This is a genomic window from Pseudomonas sp. Y39-6, from assembly GCF_023651955.1.
Lineage (GTDB): Bacteria > Pseudomonadota > Gammaproteobacteria > Pseudomonadales > Pseudomonadaceae > Aquipseudomonas > Aquipseudomonas veronii.
The window spans coordinates 3,637,318-3,651,678 of the sequence record NZ_CP069594.1 but is presented as its reverse complement, the minus strand read 5'-3'; the positions used below and the strand labels follow the sequence as shown (position 1 = coordinate 3,651,678).

Below are 14,361 nucleotides of genomic sequence, written 5' to 3'. Positions count from 1 at the left end.
AACTCCTTGGAATATTCAGTCAAACCATGCAGGGCTCAGATGCCCCAGGCGAAAGGGTCCTGCGCATCGATCAGCAGGGTGCTGTCGGCGGTCATGTAGGCGCGACCGGTGATGTACGGGCGCACGCGTTCGCCGTCCCATTCATAGCGGCCTTCGAACTGGCTGCCGGTGATGCTGGCTTGTACCCAGGTTTCACCCGGCGCGAGTTTGTCATCGGCGGCCAGGCAGGCGAGCTTGGCGCTGGTGCCGGTGCCGCAGGGCGAGCGGTCGTAGGCTTTGCCCGGGCACATGACAAAGTTGCGGCTATCGGCATGGGCATCATCGGCGAACAACTCGATATGATCGATCAGTGCGCCGTCTTCGCCATAGATGCCTTGGCGTTCGAGGGCCTTGAGCATCGCCCAGGTGTAGTCGGTCAGGGCGTCGACGTTATCCATCTGCAGCGCCTGGCCGTGCTCCGACACCAGGAAGAACCAGTTGCCGCCCCAGGCGATATCGCCATGGACCACGCTATGCCCCGGCACCTCCACCGCTACCCGTTGGCGAAAACGGTAGGCGGGCACGTTGCGCAGGGTCACGGCGCCGTCTGCATGGAGTGTGGCCGCCACCGGCCCGACGGGCGTGTCGACGGTGTGTACGCCTGGCTCGATGCGCCCCAGATAGTGCAGCGAGGCAACCAGGCCGATTGTGCCGTGGCCGCACATGCCGAGGTAGCCGGCGTTGTTGAAGAAGATCACGCCGCAGGTGGCGCCCGGTGTGACCGGCGCGCAATACAAGGCGCCCACCAGCACATCGTTGCCACGCGGTTCCAGCAGGCAGGCGCGGCGCCATGCGTCGTGGTGGGTGCGCAGGTTGTCGAGTTGCGCGGCGATGCTGTTGCCGGCCAGTGCGGGGAATCCGTCCATCACCAGGCGCGTGGGTTCGCCGCCGGTGTGAGAGTCGATGACGTGCAGTCGTTTCATGACACGCTCCGTTCAGGGGTGAGCCTGGCCGATGGGATAGGCATGCAGTGGCCATATCGTGAACGCGTCAGCGCTGCGACGATTGATGTTTTGCGCCGGGTTGGATGACGAATTCAGCACAGTTTTCTACGCTCGACAGCATCCCGTGCATGGGGCAATCTGCTGGACGTCGAGGCGCAAAGAGGGGGGCGGAGTGATGTTGCAGAGTGCGTTTGCAGCCCTGTGCCAAGGGCGCGAGGCGAATCGCCCGCAGAGCATCGAGCAGTTATTGGCCGGCGTCATGCAACTGCTGCCGATGCTCGACGTGATCCCCAATGCCGCGATTTTCATCAAGGATCTCGACGCCCGCTATGTGCTCGCCAACCGCACCCTGGTGCAGCGTTGCGGGCTCAAGCAACTGCAACCGTTGCTCGGCAAAACCAGCGCCGAGGTGTTCCCCGCGCAATTGGGGCCGGGTTATACCGAGCAGGACCGGCGCGTGCTGGAGCAGGGGTTTGTATTGGAGGATCAGCTCGAGTTGCATCTCTACGGCAGCCGCGAACCGGGCTGGTGCCTGACCCACAAGTGGCCGCTGTACAACCACGTCGGGCAGATCATCGGCCTGGCCGGCATTTCCGTCGACCTGCAATCGGCCAGCGAAACCCACCCCGCCTACCAACGCCTGGCCGCCGTGGACGCGCACATTCGCACGCACTTCAATCGGCGCGTGACCTTGGGCGAACTGACGCGTATCGCCGGGATCTCGGTGGCGCAGCTGGAGCGCTACTGCAAGCGCGTGTTCCACCTGACGCCGCGGCAGATGATCCAGAAAGTGCGCCTGGAGCACGCCCATCGCTTGCTGCACAGCGACCTGCCGATCACCGACGTCGCGCTGCAGTGCGGTTACACCGACCATAGTGCGTTCAGCCGCCAGTTCAAGGCGTCGACGGGGTTTACCCCGAGGCAGTACCGTCAGTTGGGCTAACCGCCGGCATTGCGATGCAACGAATAGCCCCGCTCGCCGCTCCTATGCTTACGAATAACCTTTTCACGACGACAGGTAATGGGCTTATGACGGCGGCTGACAACGATCATGTGAACTGGCTGGTGCAACAGTCGATGCTGCACGCGGCGCGCCAGCGCGCCAAGCTCTATTCGGGGCAAGGGCGCCTGTGGCAACAGCCGTATGCACATACCCGGCCGCGTGACGCTTCGGCCTTGTCGTCGGTGTGGTTCACCGCGTACCCGGCGTCGATTGTCACCCGTGAAAACGGCACGGTGCTCGAAGCGCTGGGCGATGAGGCGCTGTGGCATGCCTTGTCGAAGATCGGTATCCAGGGTATTCACAACGGTCCGCTGAAAAAGTCCGGCGGCTTGGCCGGGACGGAACACACGCCGACCATCGATGGCAATTTCGACCGCATCAGCTTCGACATCGACCCGCAGTTGGGCACCGAGGCGCAGTTGCAGGCGCTGACACGCATGGCGGCGGCTCACAATGCGGTGATCATCGACGATGTGATCCCCTCGCACACCGGCAAGGGCGCGGATTTCCGTCTGGCCGAGATGGCCTACGAGGACTACCCGGGGCTCTACCACATGGTGGAAATCCGCGAGGAAGACTGGCCGTTGCTGCCGGAGGTCGCCGACGGGCGCGATGCCCAGAACCTCAGCCCGCTGCAGGTGGACGCGCTGCGCGATAAACACTACATCGTCGGCCAGTTGCAGCGGGTGATTTTCTTCGAGCCTGGCGTGAAGGAAACCGACTGGAGCACCACCCCGGTGGTCATCGGCGTCGATGGCAAGCCGCGGCGCTGGGTCTACCTGCATTACTTCAAGGAGGGCCAACCGTCGCTTAACTGGCTCGATCCATCCTTCGCCGCGCAGCAGATGATCATTGGCGATGCGCTGCACGCGATCGATGTGATGGGCGCCAAGATCCTGCGCCTGGACGCCAACGGTTTCCTCGGTGTGGAGCGCAAGCTCGACGGCACGGCCTGGTCGGAAAGCCATCCGCTGTCGATCACCGGTAATCAATTGCTTGGCGGCGCGATTCGCAAGGCTGGCGGTTTCAGCTTCCAGGAACTGAACCTGACGCTGGACGACATCGCGTCGATGTCCCACGGCGGTGCTGATCTCTCCTACGACTTCATCACGCGTCCGGCCTATCAGCATGCGTTGCTGATGGGCGACACCGAGTTCCTGCGCCTGATGCTGCGCCAGATGCACAACCTCGGCATCGACCCCGGCTCGCTGATCCATGCCTTGCAAAACCATGACGAACTGACCCTGGAACTCGTGCATTTCTGGACCCTGCATGCCCATGACAGTTTCCTCTACCAGGGTCAGACATTTCCCGGCAACATCCTGCGCGAGCATATCCGCGAGCAGATGTACGAGCGCCTGGCCGGCGAACATGCGCCGTACAACCTCAAGTTCGTCACCAATGGCGTGTCCTGCACCACCGCCAGCATCATCACGGCGGCCCTCGGCATTCGTGACCTTGCGGCGATCACGCCGGCCGATATCGAGCAGATTCGCCAGATCCATTTGCTCCTGGTGATGTACAACGCCATGCAGCCCGGCGTGTTCGCCTTGTCCGGCTGGGACCTGGTCGGGGCATTACCGTTGGCGGCGGATGACGTCGCGCACCTGATGGCCGATGGCGATACCCGCTGGATACACCGCGGCGCCTATGACCTGGTGGACCTGAACCCGCAGGCCGAGCTTTCGGCGGGGCAGATGCCGCGTTCGAAAACCCTGTACGGTAGCCTCAACCGCCAATTGCAGGACCCGGACTCGTTCGCCTCCCAGTTGCAGAAAATCCTCGCTGTGCGCCGTGCCTATGACATCGCGGCCAGTCGCCAGATCCTGGTGCCGGACGTCGAACATCCTGGCTTGCTGGTCATGGTCCACGAACTGCCGGCCGGTAAAGGCACACAAATCACCGCGTTGAACTTCGGCAGCACGCCGATCACCGAAACCCTGCACCTGCCCAATATCGCGCCGGGGCCGGTGGTGGACATCATCAATGAACGGGTCGAGGGCGATCTGACGGCCGAAGGGGCGTTCACCATTACCCTGGACGCATATGAAGGGTTGGCGTTGCGGGTGGTCAGCAGTTCGCCGATGCTTTAGCGCAGATCAAGTGATGACCGGCACCGAGCCGCCAAACTGGTTGGGTGCAGATTGGCACCCGGGTTGAGGGCAACCCGACACGACGCTCATCCAGCCATAAAGGAAACCCGACCATGTTGTTTGATGCATATGCTGAAGAGTCGCTGAACGGTATCGGACCTGTCGTCCAGGATATCGAGCAAGTCGCCAAGTACACTGAAGGCCTGCGAACGCGTCTTTCTGAACTCTTCACATCTACGCACAGCCGTTTTGGCGTGAGCTTTACCGTTCCGCCAGAGGGTTACTTCCAGCTTGAAGGCCATTTCGGCCTGATCAGAGCGAATCTGCTCTATGCCAATGAGGGCAGCGGCACCTTTGGTCGCGTGGTGCTTCGCAAGCACACGCTGGACGAGCAGGGGAGAGAGGCGTGGCCAGAAATCTGGGCGTTCCGCATTCTGAAAGATGGCGATGTCTGGGTGAGTGACAAAGGCCCGGTGCTCTACAACGAGTGGAATACGCCAAGCGAACACAAGTTTGTCGCTGCTCGGCGTCTCGTTGAATCAATCGTGCTGTCTGCGATGAAGCCACGCTAGACCGCGCAGGTAGTCAGCAAGCAACCCCTGCAGGAGGCGATTGAACGCGTTTACCGCTGCGGGTTGCGTCTCGCAAGCGCCACGGCCGCAGTGATGGCAGCGCGCGCTTGTGGGCTGTTCTTCCAGCACGTCGAGCCCAATGCCGCAGAGGCTTGGGCGAGGATGTCCCCCACGTTGGATTGGCTGAGTGTGTCCAGCGATTCAATGCCCATCTGTTCAAGCCGGGTAATCACCGTGGGGCCTACCCCCTTGAGTGCGAGCAACGCTGTTCTTTCTTCCAATGAGAATGGCATCGGTGAATTCCTTTTTCCAAGAGTCGCGGGAGTGTGCCGGATACTGGAGAGTGCCTCAATAGGTCGTTGTTGATTGGGTATATCGAACTTCCCGGCTATCGACCACAGCGCCACGCGGGACTCCTGTTTTTGTGCGCTGAAGAGCCATATAAAGAACGTTACATTTTTGACTGTTAAATCACTCACCATTAAAAAATAAAATAGCTGACTTTGGAGTTAATCCGAAAAAACAGGATCATATTTGAAGTAGGGAAATAAATTCCCTCTTAAAAAGGTGAGCCAATTGGAATATACGTATAAAAACCAGTTTCACGAAAAAGCCAATGTAAAAGCGGTTCTCGTGGGCGACAATAAAGTCATTAGTCCATCCGAGTATATTGAGATCTTCTTAATAACCAGAGGCTATGACACGAGCCCGGAAAATAGACTCCGAGTCGCGGAAAGCCTGGCCCACGTGCCCGCGCGCGAACGCCATTCCGCCTCTGAGCTGGACCACTGGCTTGATTGTCACTTCAAAAGCTGAGGGGCTCCGTCGCGGCACATTCAACGCAAGAGTGATAATCAAAGACAATGCCAGGTACTTATGCAGGCAGATTACGAGATACATTATATAAAGAGCGACCACAAGAAGGTCCGACGCGTCAGAGTCCAACAGATGATGGATCTTGATGCGTGGAAATTCGCAATTATTGCCGAAGGCGGCAGCCGTGAAGAGACTTCGCCGTTAGTTTGTTTGGTGCAGGTCAAAGCACTTGCCGCTAAATACGATGTAAGTTCAGTCAGGTGGAACAAGGCGATCCATGTCAACAACTTGGATACCGTCGTATCGAATAGGCGGATGGCGTTGGAGGATACCGGAGACCGTAACTTAGAGCAGGCTCAACCTCGGGATGACGTGACACCCGATCAATCTGGCTGATAGAACGCAATCGAGTGTTGTTCGACTCGAAAAAGGCCTGGACGTGTTCCAGGCCTTTTCATCGAGCAGCGCCGCTTCAGCAGTTGGCGCTCCTTGGGTTTGGCTTGGTTTTGTCGGCGCATAAAAAACCCCGCACTGGGCGGGGTTAGTCTGCATCACCGATGCAGAGGGCGGGAAATAGTGCTGGGAACTTCCCCCAGCTTGCCCCAGTGGGGCGTTTTAACAAGCCTGCCATCAGGCAGGCTTTGTCGGGACTCTGTTAGCTGTTGGAGCAACCGTTAGCCATGACACTGTATTGCATGACGTGTTCGTGACCTTGGTGGTCCAGGTAGGTCATCTGGACAGGGACTACGGCACAGACATTGTCAGGGATGGAGTCCATGTGAACCACTTTGGCGATGTCGAGGTGCGAGCTGTAGCTGTATTGCTCAACGGCAGGCTCATCGGCAAACGCCATCTGGCTACCCAGCATTACAAAAGAAGCAGCAATCAACATTTTAAACAGTTTCATTTTTTCAGTGTCCCAACGATGCAAACGATTTACGTCTTCAGTCGGATTGGCTATGGCCGAAGGCTCTACGAGGCGCGGGTGGGTGGTTTGCTTGGACCCTATGGATTCGCGCTTCGTCGCTTTGTTTGGAAGCTGGGTCTAGTTTATGCCTATGGCGATTTTGATAAATCCCAAAGACTGGAAAGCATTGTTGTTGAAAAAGTAATAATTCACTCCGGCGCCCCTGGTAGCCACCCCAGCCAATACACTCGGTTCTGCTCCTGTCGATGACGCGAACTTGCGCTTGTTTAGTGCCGTGAGAAAGCATGGGGTTGGGGGTAGTACGAATCTCAAAACCGAGTGTCTCAGCATTAAGGCTCAGAAGTTTCATCTCGGATGGCCAGGCTTTGGCGATGTGCCGCCAACCCGTTCAGTCGCCAGCACGGATGATCTGCTAGCTCGTGCAGCGGCCGAAATAGACAGGCCAACCGCCAGGGCTTTACCCACCCGTCAGAGGTGGCCGGGTTGATCGATAAACACCTGGCTCACGGATTGGTTGAGCCATGCGTTGGCTCACAAAAAAGGCCCGCGCACGGGCCAAATGGAAAACCTTCAAAGACGCAGAGGGGGTTGTCCCTCCTCTTGGGTCAGCTGACCGTTACGCAGTCGTGTTGACTCGTGTACCTACCGATCCTGAAGTTGCTTTGGGCTGTTCGACTTTGCTTGCAGTGCTACCGTCATGATCGCCGTCGCTGTCCGCCGGCATGGCTGGCCGGACTTGAGGTTTGATTGCTACGGGTTGCGGTTGCGCGATCTGTGTCGACCCAGTGATTGCCGATGCCATGTGAATCCCCTTAAGGAAACTCTGAAAAAGACTTCCAAATCTGGTGAGATACGGCTGTCCCACGAACTGAACGGTTGAGCCCCGATGAAGCAAATGTCTTTCGCTGATGCCGAGTACGCAGGCAAACGTAAGCAGACCCGCCGTGAGCGTTTCCTGATTGAGATGGATCAGGTCGTGCCCTGGAAAGGCCTGATTGCGTTGATCGAGCCGCATTATCCGAAGGGTGAAGGCGGTCGTCCGGCGTATCCGTTGATGGCCATGCTGCGGGTTCATCTGATGCAAAACTGGTTCGGCTACAGCGATCCGGCGATGGAAGAGTCCCTCTACGAAACCACGATTCTGCGCCAGTTTGCCGGGCTGCATTTGGATCGGATTCCGGATGAAACCACGATCCTCAACTTCCGCCGGCTGTTGGAAAAACATGAGCTGGCCGGTGGGATTTTGCAGGTCATCAACGGCTATTTGGGCGACCGAGGTTTGCTGCTGCGTCAGGGAACTGTGGTCGATGCGACGATCATTCATGCGCCCAGTTCGACCAAGAACAAGGACGGTAAACGCGACCCCGAAATGCACCAGACAAAGAAAGGAAATCAGTACTATTTCGGGATGAAATCGCACATCGGTGTCGATGTTGAATCCGGTCTGGTACATAGCGTGGTGGGCACGGCGGCGAATGTGGCGGACGTGACTCAGGTCGATCAGTTGCTGCATGGCGAGGAAACTTACGTCTCTGGCGATGCCGGTTACACCGGCGTGGAGAAGCGTGCGGAGCATCAACATCGCCAGATGATCTGGTCGATCGCAGCGCGCCCCAGCAGCTATAAGAAGCATGCAAAAAAGAGCCTGATCGGTCGCATGCGCCGCAAAATCGAATACGCGAAAGCTCAAGTCCGGGCCAAGGTTGAGCATCCATTCAGGGTGATCAAGCGCCAGTTTGGTTATACGAAAGTCCGCTTCCGAGGCTTGGTGAAAAACACCGCGCAGCAGACCACACTGTTTGCCTTATCGAACCTGTGGATGATGCGAAAACGACTGTTGAATGCAGGCGAGGTGCGCCTGTGATGTGGACAATGAGCCCTGAAAAGGTGCTATTCCGCAAAAAACAGTGAACTGACAGGAGGAAAGGTCTGATTTTCGATTAAGTCGGTGTTTTTTGAACCTCAGACAGCGAGGCCGTTAAAAACGGCTGCTTACTTCAGACCTTCCTTAAGTGACGGTGGTTTGAGTTAATGCTATCGGCATGTTATTTCAATATTTAAGCGTTCTAGTTAAAGCGCTCATGAATAAAAATAATTGAGAGTATTTCGCAGACTTAAGTTTGTTTCGGTACTTGGGCATTCAAGTGTTATGTGAAAATTTCGTGATATGTCTGTGATGCTTGGCGAGTTGCTTTTGCACTATCCCTGTCGGCGGATCGTGTTGCCGGCGTCGCACCAGGTTAATGATCAAGGTCGGGGCGGTGCCAGGGATCTACATGCGTCATAAGATTCAAAACACGATGAATCTGCATCACATTTTCCCTTGCGCAAACTGCAATGGCATGACCTTCCTCAACGGTAATTGAGGCATCCACTTCGATGTGAGCGTCGACGATGATCATGTCCCCCATTTTTCGAGTGCGTAGATCATGTACACCTTTAATGCCGGGGGTATTTTTAAGCGTATTGCGGATAGTTTCGACTTCCTGCTCATCAGCCGATCGGTCCATCAGGTCGTGCAATGAATCCCAAGTGAAACTCCAACCCATCTTGGCGATCATGCCTCCAACAACCAGCGCAGCAATCGGGTCAAGAATCGGGTAGCCCGCCAGATTGCCCACAATACCTATGCCGACAACCAAGGAGGAGGCGGCGTCGGATCTTGCGTGCCAGGCATTGGCAACCAACAGACTAGACTTAACTTTTTTGGCCACCCGCAGCATAAAGCGAAACAGCAGTTCCTTGGCCACCAGCGCTGCGATGGCAACCCATAAGGCCGCAATGTGTACCGTTGGAATCGATTCAGGGGTTTCAAGCTTGAACACTGCAGAACCGATCATGCCCACGCCCACGATCAACAACAGTATGCCCAATACCATGGATGCGGCGGTCTCGAAACGCAGATGCCCATAGGGGTGACCTTCGTCGGCATCCTCCTTGCTTTTGTGGCTGGCGAACAGCACTACGAAATCGGCGATCAAGTCTGATAGCGAGTGAATACCATCGGCTACAAGCCCCTGGGATTTTGACATCACGCCTACGACAATCTGTGTGCACGACAGCGCGATATTGACGATGACGCTCATCCAAGTGCATCGCGAGGCTGCCGCCGCGCGGGCGACTTGACTATATCCCTCGTCTTCAGATTGTTCAGAGATCTGTTGATGATTCATGTGTATTTCTCTAATTGAAATTGATACTCGTCTCGCGCGGCAAGACGCGCCACTACTTAGTACTGGTTGCGCTTTTTATCGGGGTTGGAGGGTAAGGCGTCTACCTCAATTAAAGCAAGGTGCGATGAGTTATAAAAGTGCCTATTTATCGGTATTTAGGTCTGAGTGTAATGATGTAAATGCTAATACTTCGCGTAACTAAGTTTTCCACCTGGCTGCAGAGTTTGTGAGTCAAATAGGGATGACTCTCAACTTCACTAAAGAAAAGGTGGGCCGGTGCGGCGGGGTGGGTTTCATCTCTCGAGCCGAAGCGGTCAGGCGCAAGAAAAATGCACGGAAGAATAATGTGATTGTCGTGGGGTATTTATTTGTAATAGATGTATTGGGCGGTAAGTTCAGAACCTTGCGCTACAAAGTGAGGGCACGGCGAAAGACCTGGTGTTCGGTTGGCCAGACGCTTAGGGATGGGGAATTGAGGAGCCGGACGGATGATTGCGGCTCAAAAAAATAAGGGCCTGCACGAAGTTCATCATGCACGCCCTTGATATCTATGGTACCCGAAGCCGGAATCGAACCGTCACGCCCTTACGGGGGGGGATTTTAAGTTCGCATGAGGGCACGCGTCGGGCGTGAACCTTTAAGCCCGGCGCCATCCGTAATTAACGGCGGAAGCGGAATTTTTGCCAGCCATACTTGAACCTGAAAGTTCCGGTATCTCCTCGTAGAACGTAGAGGCTGACCCTGTAAAAAGCAGTAAAACGAGAGAATCCAAGGTGTCTGATTTTTCTGTAGACCCAAACCCATCCGTGGCGATTGGTAGTTTTGGCGGGTCTCAACACGATTAACGCGTTCCTTCTGCTATGCGTAATTTGGCGCAGATGATAGCGATGTGCCCCATCTAGAGGCTGTCAAATAATAACGGTGCGGGAACTCGTTGTCGCAATAGCTGTATTGCCAATATTCATCTTGGTACTGCACCGCGCGCCCACGTAAACCAAGCTGCTGTTCACCTCTAATTTCCGCCGTTGTGCGGGGGTTTTTCGTAGGGAGAAAAGTCTGACTGCAACCGGAACAGACCGGGATATCTTGGCGCGCCCCCCTTTGGCGTGAGGTCCGTGGTGCAGGTCTGGACGGACAGATCGCCGTGGCCTGGACCATCCGTCACCGAGTGCTCAACGAATTCTCGCCATCACCGGTGACGGCGATCAAGGATTGATCGCGCTGCGGGCGTGCCCGGCGTATGTGAGGAGTGTTTCAAAATAGGCGTTGGTGTTCGGTCGGCAGGACGCCGGGGAATGGAGAGTTGCGGAACAGGTCTGAAAATTGCGGAGCAAAAAAGATAAGGGCTCGCATGAAGTTCATCATGCAAGCCCTTGATATCTATGGTGCCCGAAGCCGGAATCGAACCGGCACGCCCTTACGAGCGGGGGATTTTAAGTCCCATGCGTCTACCAGTTTCGCCATTCGGGCGGCAGCGCGGTGCAGCAGGGTTGGGAATATATAGATCCGGGCGTCAGGGCGCAAGGTCGGAGGTTGCCTTTCTTGCACAAACACCGGGATGAAAAAGCTCGATAGATCAGTGATCTACATCGGCTTTTGAGCACAAGCCGAAGATTCCCAGGGCCGGCGAATACGCCTCATAAATGACAGGTGCGGCAATACGCCGTCACGCTGCTTCAGAGTGGACGACTCAGCAGTGGCGGCCTTGGGCATAAGCCGCTGCGACATGTGGTCCGCAACGGCGCTGGATGCAGGTGTAAGGTAGGCCGTGCAACGCTTGGAAATCTCAGGAAAAGCGAGGTGACTATGAGCGCTCCAACACTCAAGAAGCTGCATCTGAATGGGTATGACATCGTGCAGGTCAATTTCGGGCCGTGGCGGGTGTGTACGGCTCAGGACCGGTTGGCGTCCTTCGATTCCCGCGAGCAGGCGCTGGCCTATGCGGCCACGCTGTCGGTGCGCAAGGCGCGTGGCAGGCCGGGGTCCAATCAATGATGACTGAGTGATTGATTCAGCAGAACCAAGCCCCGGCGCAACCGGGGCTTCTGCTGTTTGGGACTACACGAAGGGCTGACCACTGAAGCCGCGTGGCAGGCGCTGCAACCCTGGCAGGTCGGTCAAGTGTTGCGCCCAGGCGCTGCGCCAGTCGCTGGAGGTGTGGGTCTTGGCTGCGCGCGAAGCTCGGCGGGCGGCGTTGCGCTGGGTGCGGCGCGCTTCCTTGTAGGCCTCGGTGTTGCGGCAGGTTCGGCATTTGACGCGGTTCAGCTCGGCGCTGGAGGGGAGGCTGCTGCCGTGATGGCCGCAGGCTAAGTGCCCGGCGACTTTGAAGTGAATGACCATGTAAGCGTCTCCTTCTTGGGGGTACGCGCATCTGCAGATCCACAATGCACGCGGGGAGGGCGGGCTGCGATTGATCCCGACACCTACAATTACGACCCCGCGCTGGTCGCAGCGTTCGGTTTACGGGCCTGGCCCTTCTCAACAGCAAGGCTCGACGTTACTCTGCCTCAAGTCCAGTCATAAAAAGGAGTGAGTGATGAGCGTCGAAAACCTGCCACGTGAAGGCAGTTGCCGTTGTAACCGCGTGCGCTTCAGTGTGAGCCAGCCCCCCGTGATCACCATGGCTTGCCATTGCACCGGTTGTCAGAAGATGACCGCCAGCGCGTTCTCCCTCAGTGCGCTGATTCCCGCCAGCGCGTTCACCGTGACCCAGGGTTGCCCGGTGATCGGCGGCATCCATGGCGTGGACCGCCATTACTTTTGCCCCCATTGCATGAGCTGGCTGTTTACACGGCCCCATGGCATCGATGAGTTCGTCAATGTGCGTGCGACGATGCTGGAGAATGCCGAGGATTATCCGCCGTTCATGGAAACCTGGACCAGCGAGAAATTGCCTTGGGCCACGACGCCGGCGGTCGAGCACTTTGCACAATTGCCCGGGCCGGAGGATTTTCCGCGTTTGTTGCAGGCTTACGCCGAGTTCAGCGCCCGCTGAGTTCAGTCGATCAGCGCGAGCAGGTCGGTATCGCCCACATCGTGTCCGGCCTGGGTCAGCAGTGTCGTCAGCTGGCCCCGGTGGTGGGTCTGATGATTGAAAAAATGCACCAGCAGGCCGAAGAACGGCTTGTCTGCCGCGACCCCGCGCATGTTGTGGTAATGCAGGCGCAGGTCGAGGTCAGGCTCGCGCAGGCTTTGCGCCCAGTCGATGATCAGTCGATCCAGCCAGGTGCGGTGGGTGGCCAGTTCGTGCAGGTCGGCGAAGGCCAGTTGCTTGAGATCGGTGGGGGCGGCAATGCCGCTTAACGGTGCCAGCGCCGCATGGCTGGCGGGGTGCTGGGCAAAGCGTTTGAGCCACACGGTGTCGCCCAGTGTCAGGTGGTTCAGCGTGCCGAGGATCGAGCCGAAAAATGCGCGGCGGTCCATCCGTAGTTCGGCGTCCGTCAGCTTCGCGGCCGCGTCGTAGACTTTACGGTTCATCCACTGGTTGTAGGTCGCCATCAGGGCGATCTGTTCGATACGGTTCACGGGCTTTCTCTCTGTCTGGGCGGCGCGATGGCGCCATCATAAGGCGTGCCCACCCCGCGGTCATCGGGTTCCGCCAGAGGACGCCATCCCTGCGAAGGCGTGACGCCTAGAAACGCAACGTGGCGCCGGTGGTCAACCATTGCGCGCGTTCAGCGACCAGGCTGCGCCCAACCACCACGTCGACGTCGATCAACGGCCCAAGGTGGAACCGTGGCCCCGCTTGCCAGGCCTGCTCAGCGCCTTTTTGGCCGTAGCGCTCGACAATCAGCGTCAACGAGTGCGCTACCCGATATTCGGCGCCGGCGCCCCATGTGAGACGCTGGTTTTGCTCGCCGTCATCATACGCGTGGGTCCAGCCGGCATTCAGGTTCAGTCGCAGGGGCTCCAGCGGTTGCCACGTCAACGGCACGTTGAAGTCCGCGCCATCAAACGCATGTCGCCGGTCCAGGGCAACGTGGGCGCTGGCGGACACGGCTATCTCCAGGCGCAGGTCCTGACGTGACATTACCTGCGCCTTCACTTGCGGGCTCACTTGCGTCTCGCGGTTGGCCCGTGACAATGCCGCGCCCCATTGCACGGCGGGCAGGGCCTCGAAGGTGCAGGCAGGCGACAGTGTCTCATTGTGCGTGCCGCCGTCGTGTCGGTGGGCGCTGTACCAGGCGTCGACGTTGCATTCGCCGGGCGCATTGATCGCGCCGTCGTCGACTGCATAAGCGCCCCCTGCCGCGAAGGCCTTCGAGAATAGGCTGATGAGCAGGACGACGCTGAGTGTAAGCCCGATAAACATCAGGTTGCGCCGTAACGCCCGCCGTTTGGCTGGCGGTAACAACAAGAGGGTATGGCGAGCGCCTCGATAGCGGGTAACCCTGTCCGAGGGTTGGCGGTGTTTTTTGTACATGTTGTGCCTCGCTTGAATTCAGCTTTCTACGGTCAGCACCGAAATGCCGCTGGCTTTGGCCTGACAGACCAGCTCTGACGTGTCATCGCCACCGGGCAGGGCGATGACCACATCAGGGCGGCTGTCGGTCAGCATGAAATGGTTGCGCTGGCGTTCCGCCTGCTTGCCATGGCGTTGCCAATTGGGCGGATAACGCACCACGTCGATGCCGATTTCCCGCGCCCACTCCTCGATCTCGCTGCCGAGGAACTGGTTGCCGCCGTGGATCAATACCTGCACCGGGCGCAGGCGGTGGTAAGCGTCCAGCACGTGGCGGGAACGTTGGGTGTCGGCGTAATGACGACCTGCACAGATCAACACGCGCATGCTT

At 57.8% G+C, this 14,361-nt stretch carries 16 protein-coding genes, 1 tRNA gene and 2 pseudogenes; 10 read left to right on the top strand and 9 right to left on the bottom strand.

The window, feature by feature from the left end; genetic code table 11:
- Positions 1-35: 35 nt before the first annotated feature.
- Positions 36-962, bottom strand: a complete 927-nt coding sequence (locus JN756_RS16520; RefSeq protein ID WP_201021078.1) for a 4-hydroxyproline epimerase — start codon at positions 960-962, stop codon at positions 36-38.
- Between the two features lie 196 nt (positions 963-1,158).
- On the opposite strand from JN756_RS16520, the gene JN756_RS16515 reads away from it, so the two are divergent.
- The 3 genes from JN756_RS16515 (at position 1,159) to JN756_RS16505 (ending at position 4,651) form a co-directional block, all read left to right on the top strand.
- Complete coding sequence (locus JN756_RS16515) at positions 1,159-1,926, top strand: AraC family transcriptional regulator (protein ID WP_057004189.1); 768 nt, start codon at positions 1,159-1,161, stop codon at positions 1,924-1,926.
- Between the two features lie 86 nt (positions 1,927-2,012).
- The gene (treS, locus tag JN756_RS16510) at positions 2,013-4,079 is read left to right on the top strand and encodes a maltose alpha-D-glucosyltransferase (RefSeq protein ID WP_057004188.1); all 2,067 of its coding nucleotides are present in this window, start codon (positions 2,013-2,015) and stop codon (positions 4,077-4,079) included.
- 113 nt (positions 4,080-4,192) lie between these two features.
- Positions 4,193-4,651 carry a hypothetical protein gene (locus JN756_RS16505; protein ID WP_057004187.1) on the top strand — a complete coding sequence of 153 codons (459 nt, stop codon included), beginning with the start codon at positions 4,193-4,195 and terminating at the stop codon, positions 4,649-4,651.
- 50 nt (positions 4,652-4,701) lie between these two features.
- On the opposite strand, the gene JN756_RS16500 is transcribed toward JN756_RS16505, so the two are convergent.
- Positions 4,702-4,944 carry a Pathogenicity locus gene (locus JN756_RS16500; RefSeq protein WP_046383567.1) on the bottom strand — a complete coding sequence of 81 codons (243 nt, stop codon included), beginning with the start codon at positions 4,942-4,944 and terminating at the stop codon, positions 4,702-4,704.
- A gap of 655 nt (positions 4,945-5,599) precedes the next feature.
- Here JN756_RS16500 and JN756_RS16495 point away from each other — a divergent pair.
- Entirely contained in the window at positions 5,600-5,863 is a 264-nt protein-coding gene (locus tag JN756_RS16495) for a hypothetical protein (RefSeq protein ID WP_126589485.1), read from the top strand.
- 259 nt (positions 5,864-6,122) lie between these two features.
- Here JN756_RS16495 and JN756_RS16490 read toward each other — a convergent pair whose 3' ends face one another.
- Positions 6,123-6,359: a DUF2790 domain-containing protein gene (locus JN756_RS16490; protein WP_169850573.1), complete on the bottom strand. Its 237-nt coding sequence runs from the start codon at positions 6,357-6,359 to the stop codon at positions 6,123-6,125.
- Here JN756_RS16490 and JN756_RS16485 point away from each other — a divergent pair.
- Together JN756_RS16485 and JN756_RS16480 are read left to right on the top strand one after the other, a co-directional pair.
- Positions 6,246-6,644 (top strand): hypothetical protein, encoded by a 399-nt coding sequence (locus JN756_RS16485; protein ID WP_169865381.1) that lies wholly within the window; start codon positions 6,246-6,248, stop codon positions 6,642-6,644. The two genes, JN756_RS16490 and JN756_RS16485, sit on opposite strands and share 114 nt — an antisense overlap.
- A gap of 637 nt (positions 6,645-7,281) precedes the next feature.
- Positions 7,282-8,259 carry an IS5 family transposase gene (locus JN756_RS16480; RefSeq protein WP_033902000.1) on the top strand — a complete coding sequence of 326 codons (978 nt, stop codon included), beginning with the start codon at positions 7,282-7,284 and terminating at the stop codon, positions 8,257-8,259.
- A gap of 376 nt (positions 8,260-8,635) precedes the next feature.
- Here the strand turns inward: JN756_RS16480 and JN756_RS16475 are convergent, their stop codons facing one another.
- Positions 8,636-9,568: a cation diffusion facilitator family transporter gene (locus JN756_RS16475; RefSeq protein ID WP_046383563.1), complete on the bottom strand. Its 933-nt coding sequence runs from the start codon at positions 9,566-9,568 to the stop codon at positions 8,636-8,638.
- A gap of 1,056 nt (positions 9,569-10,624) precedes the next feature.
- On the opposite strand from JN756_RS16475, the pseudogene JN756_RS16470 reads away from it, so the two are divergent.
- A pseudogene (locus JN756_RS16470) lies at positions 10,625-10,745 on the top strand (cell wall hydrolase); the annotation flags it as partial.
- Positions 10,739-10,831 (top strand): annotated as a pseudogene (locus tag JN756_RS16465) (lysis protein); the annotation flags it as partial. The pseudogenes JN756_RS16470 and JN756_RS16465, both read left to right, overlap by 7 nt.
- Positions 10,832-10,951: 120 nt before the next feature.
- On the opposite strand, the gene JN756_RS16460 reads toward JN756_RS16465, so the two are convergent.
- Positions 10,952-11,038: transfer RNA gene (locus JN756_RS16460), tRNA-Leu, on the bottom strand.
- Between the two features lie 336 nt (positions 11,039-11,374).
- Between JN756_RS16460 and JN756_RS16455 the strand changes: the two genes are divergently transcribed.
- On the top strand, positions 11,375-11,563 hold the full coding sequence (locus JN756_RS16455; RefSeq protein ID WP_046383560.1) for a hypothetical protein: 189 nt from the start codon (positions 11,375-11,377) through the stop codon (positions 11,561-11,563).
- A 63-nt stretch (positions 11,564-11,626) separates the two neighbouring features.
- On the opposite strand, the gene JN756_RS16450 is transcribed toward JN756_RS16455, so the two are convergent.
- Complete coding sequence (locus JN756_RS16450; RefSeq protein WP_046383559.1) at positions 11,627-11,908, bottom strand: hypothetical protein; 282 nt, start codon at positions 11,906-11,908, stop codon at positions 11,627-11,629.
- 196 nt (positions 11,909-12,104) lie between these two features.
- On the opposite strand from JN756_RS16450, the gene JN756_RS16445 reads away from it, so the two are divergent.
- Positions 12,105-12,563, top strand: coding sequence for a GFA family protein (locus JN756_RS16445; RefSeq protein WP_046383558.1), 459 nt, complete (start codon positions 12,105-12,107; stop codon positions 12,561-12,563).
- A 2-nt stretch (positions 12,564-12,565) separates the two neighbouring features.
- On the opposite strand, the gene JN756_RS16440 is transcribed toward JN756_RS16445, so the two are convergent.
- From JN756_RS16440 to JN756_RS16430, 3 genes are all read right to left on the bottom strand, one after another.
- Positions 12,566-13,093, bottom strand: a complete 528-nt coding sequence (locus JN756_RS16440; protein WP_046383557.1) for a DinB family protein — start codon at positions 13,091-13,093, stop codon at positions 12,566-12,568.
- Positions 13,094-13,199: 106 nt separating this feature from the next.
- Positions 13,200-13,991: a PA4824 family protein gene (locus tag JN756_RS16435; RefSeq protein ID WP_201021076.1), complete on the bottom strand. Its 792-nt coding sequence runs from the start codon at positions 13,989-13,991 to the stop codon at positions 13,200-13,202.
- Positions 13,992-14,009: 18 nt separating this feature from the next.
- The gene (locus tag JN756_RS16430; RefSeq protein ID WP_046383555.1) at positions 14,010-14,357 is read right to left on the bottom strand and encodes a DUF2493 domain-containing protein; all 348 of its coding nucleotides are present in this window, start codon (positions 14,355-14,357) and stop codon (positions 14,010-14,012) included.
- Positions 14,358-14,361: the final 4 nt, after the last annotated feature.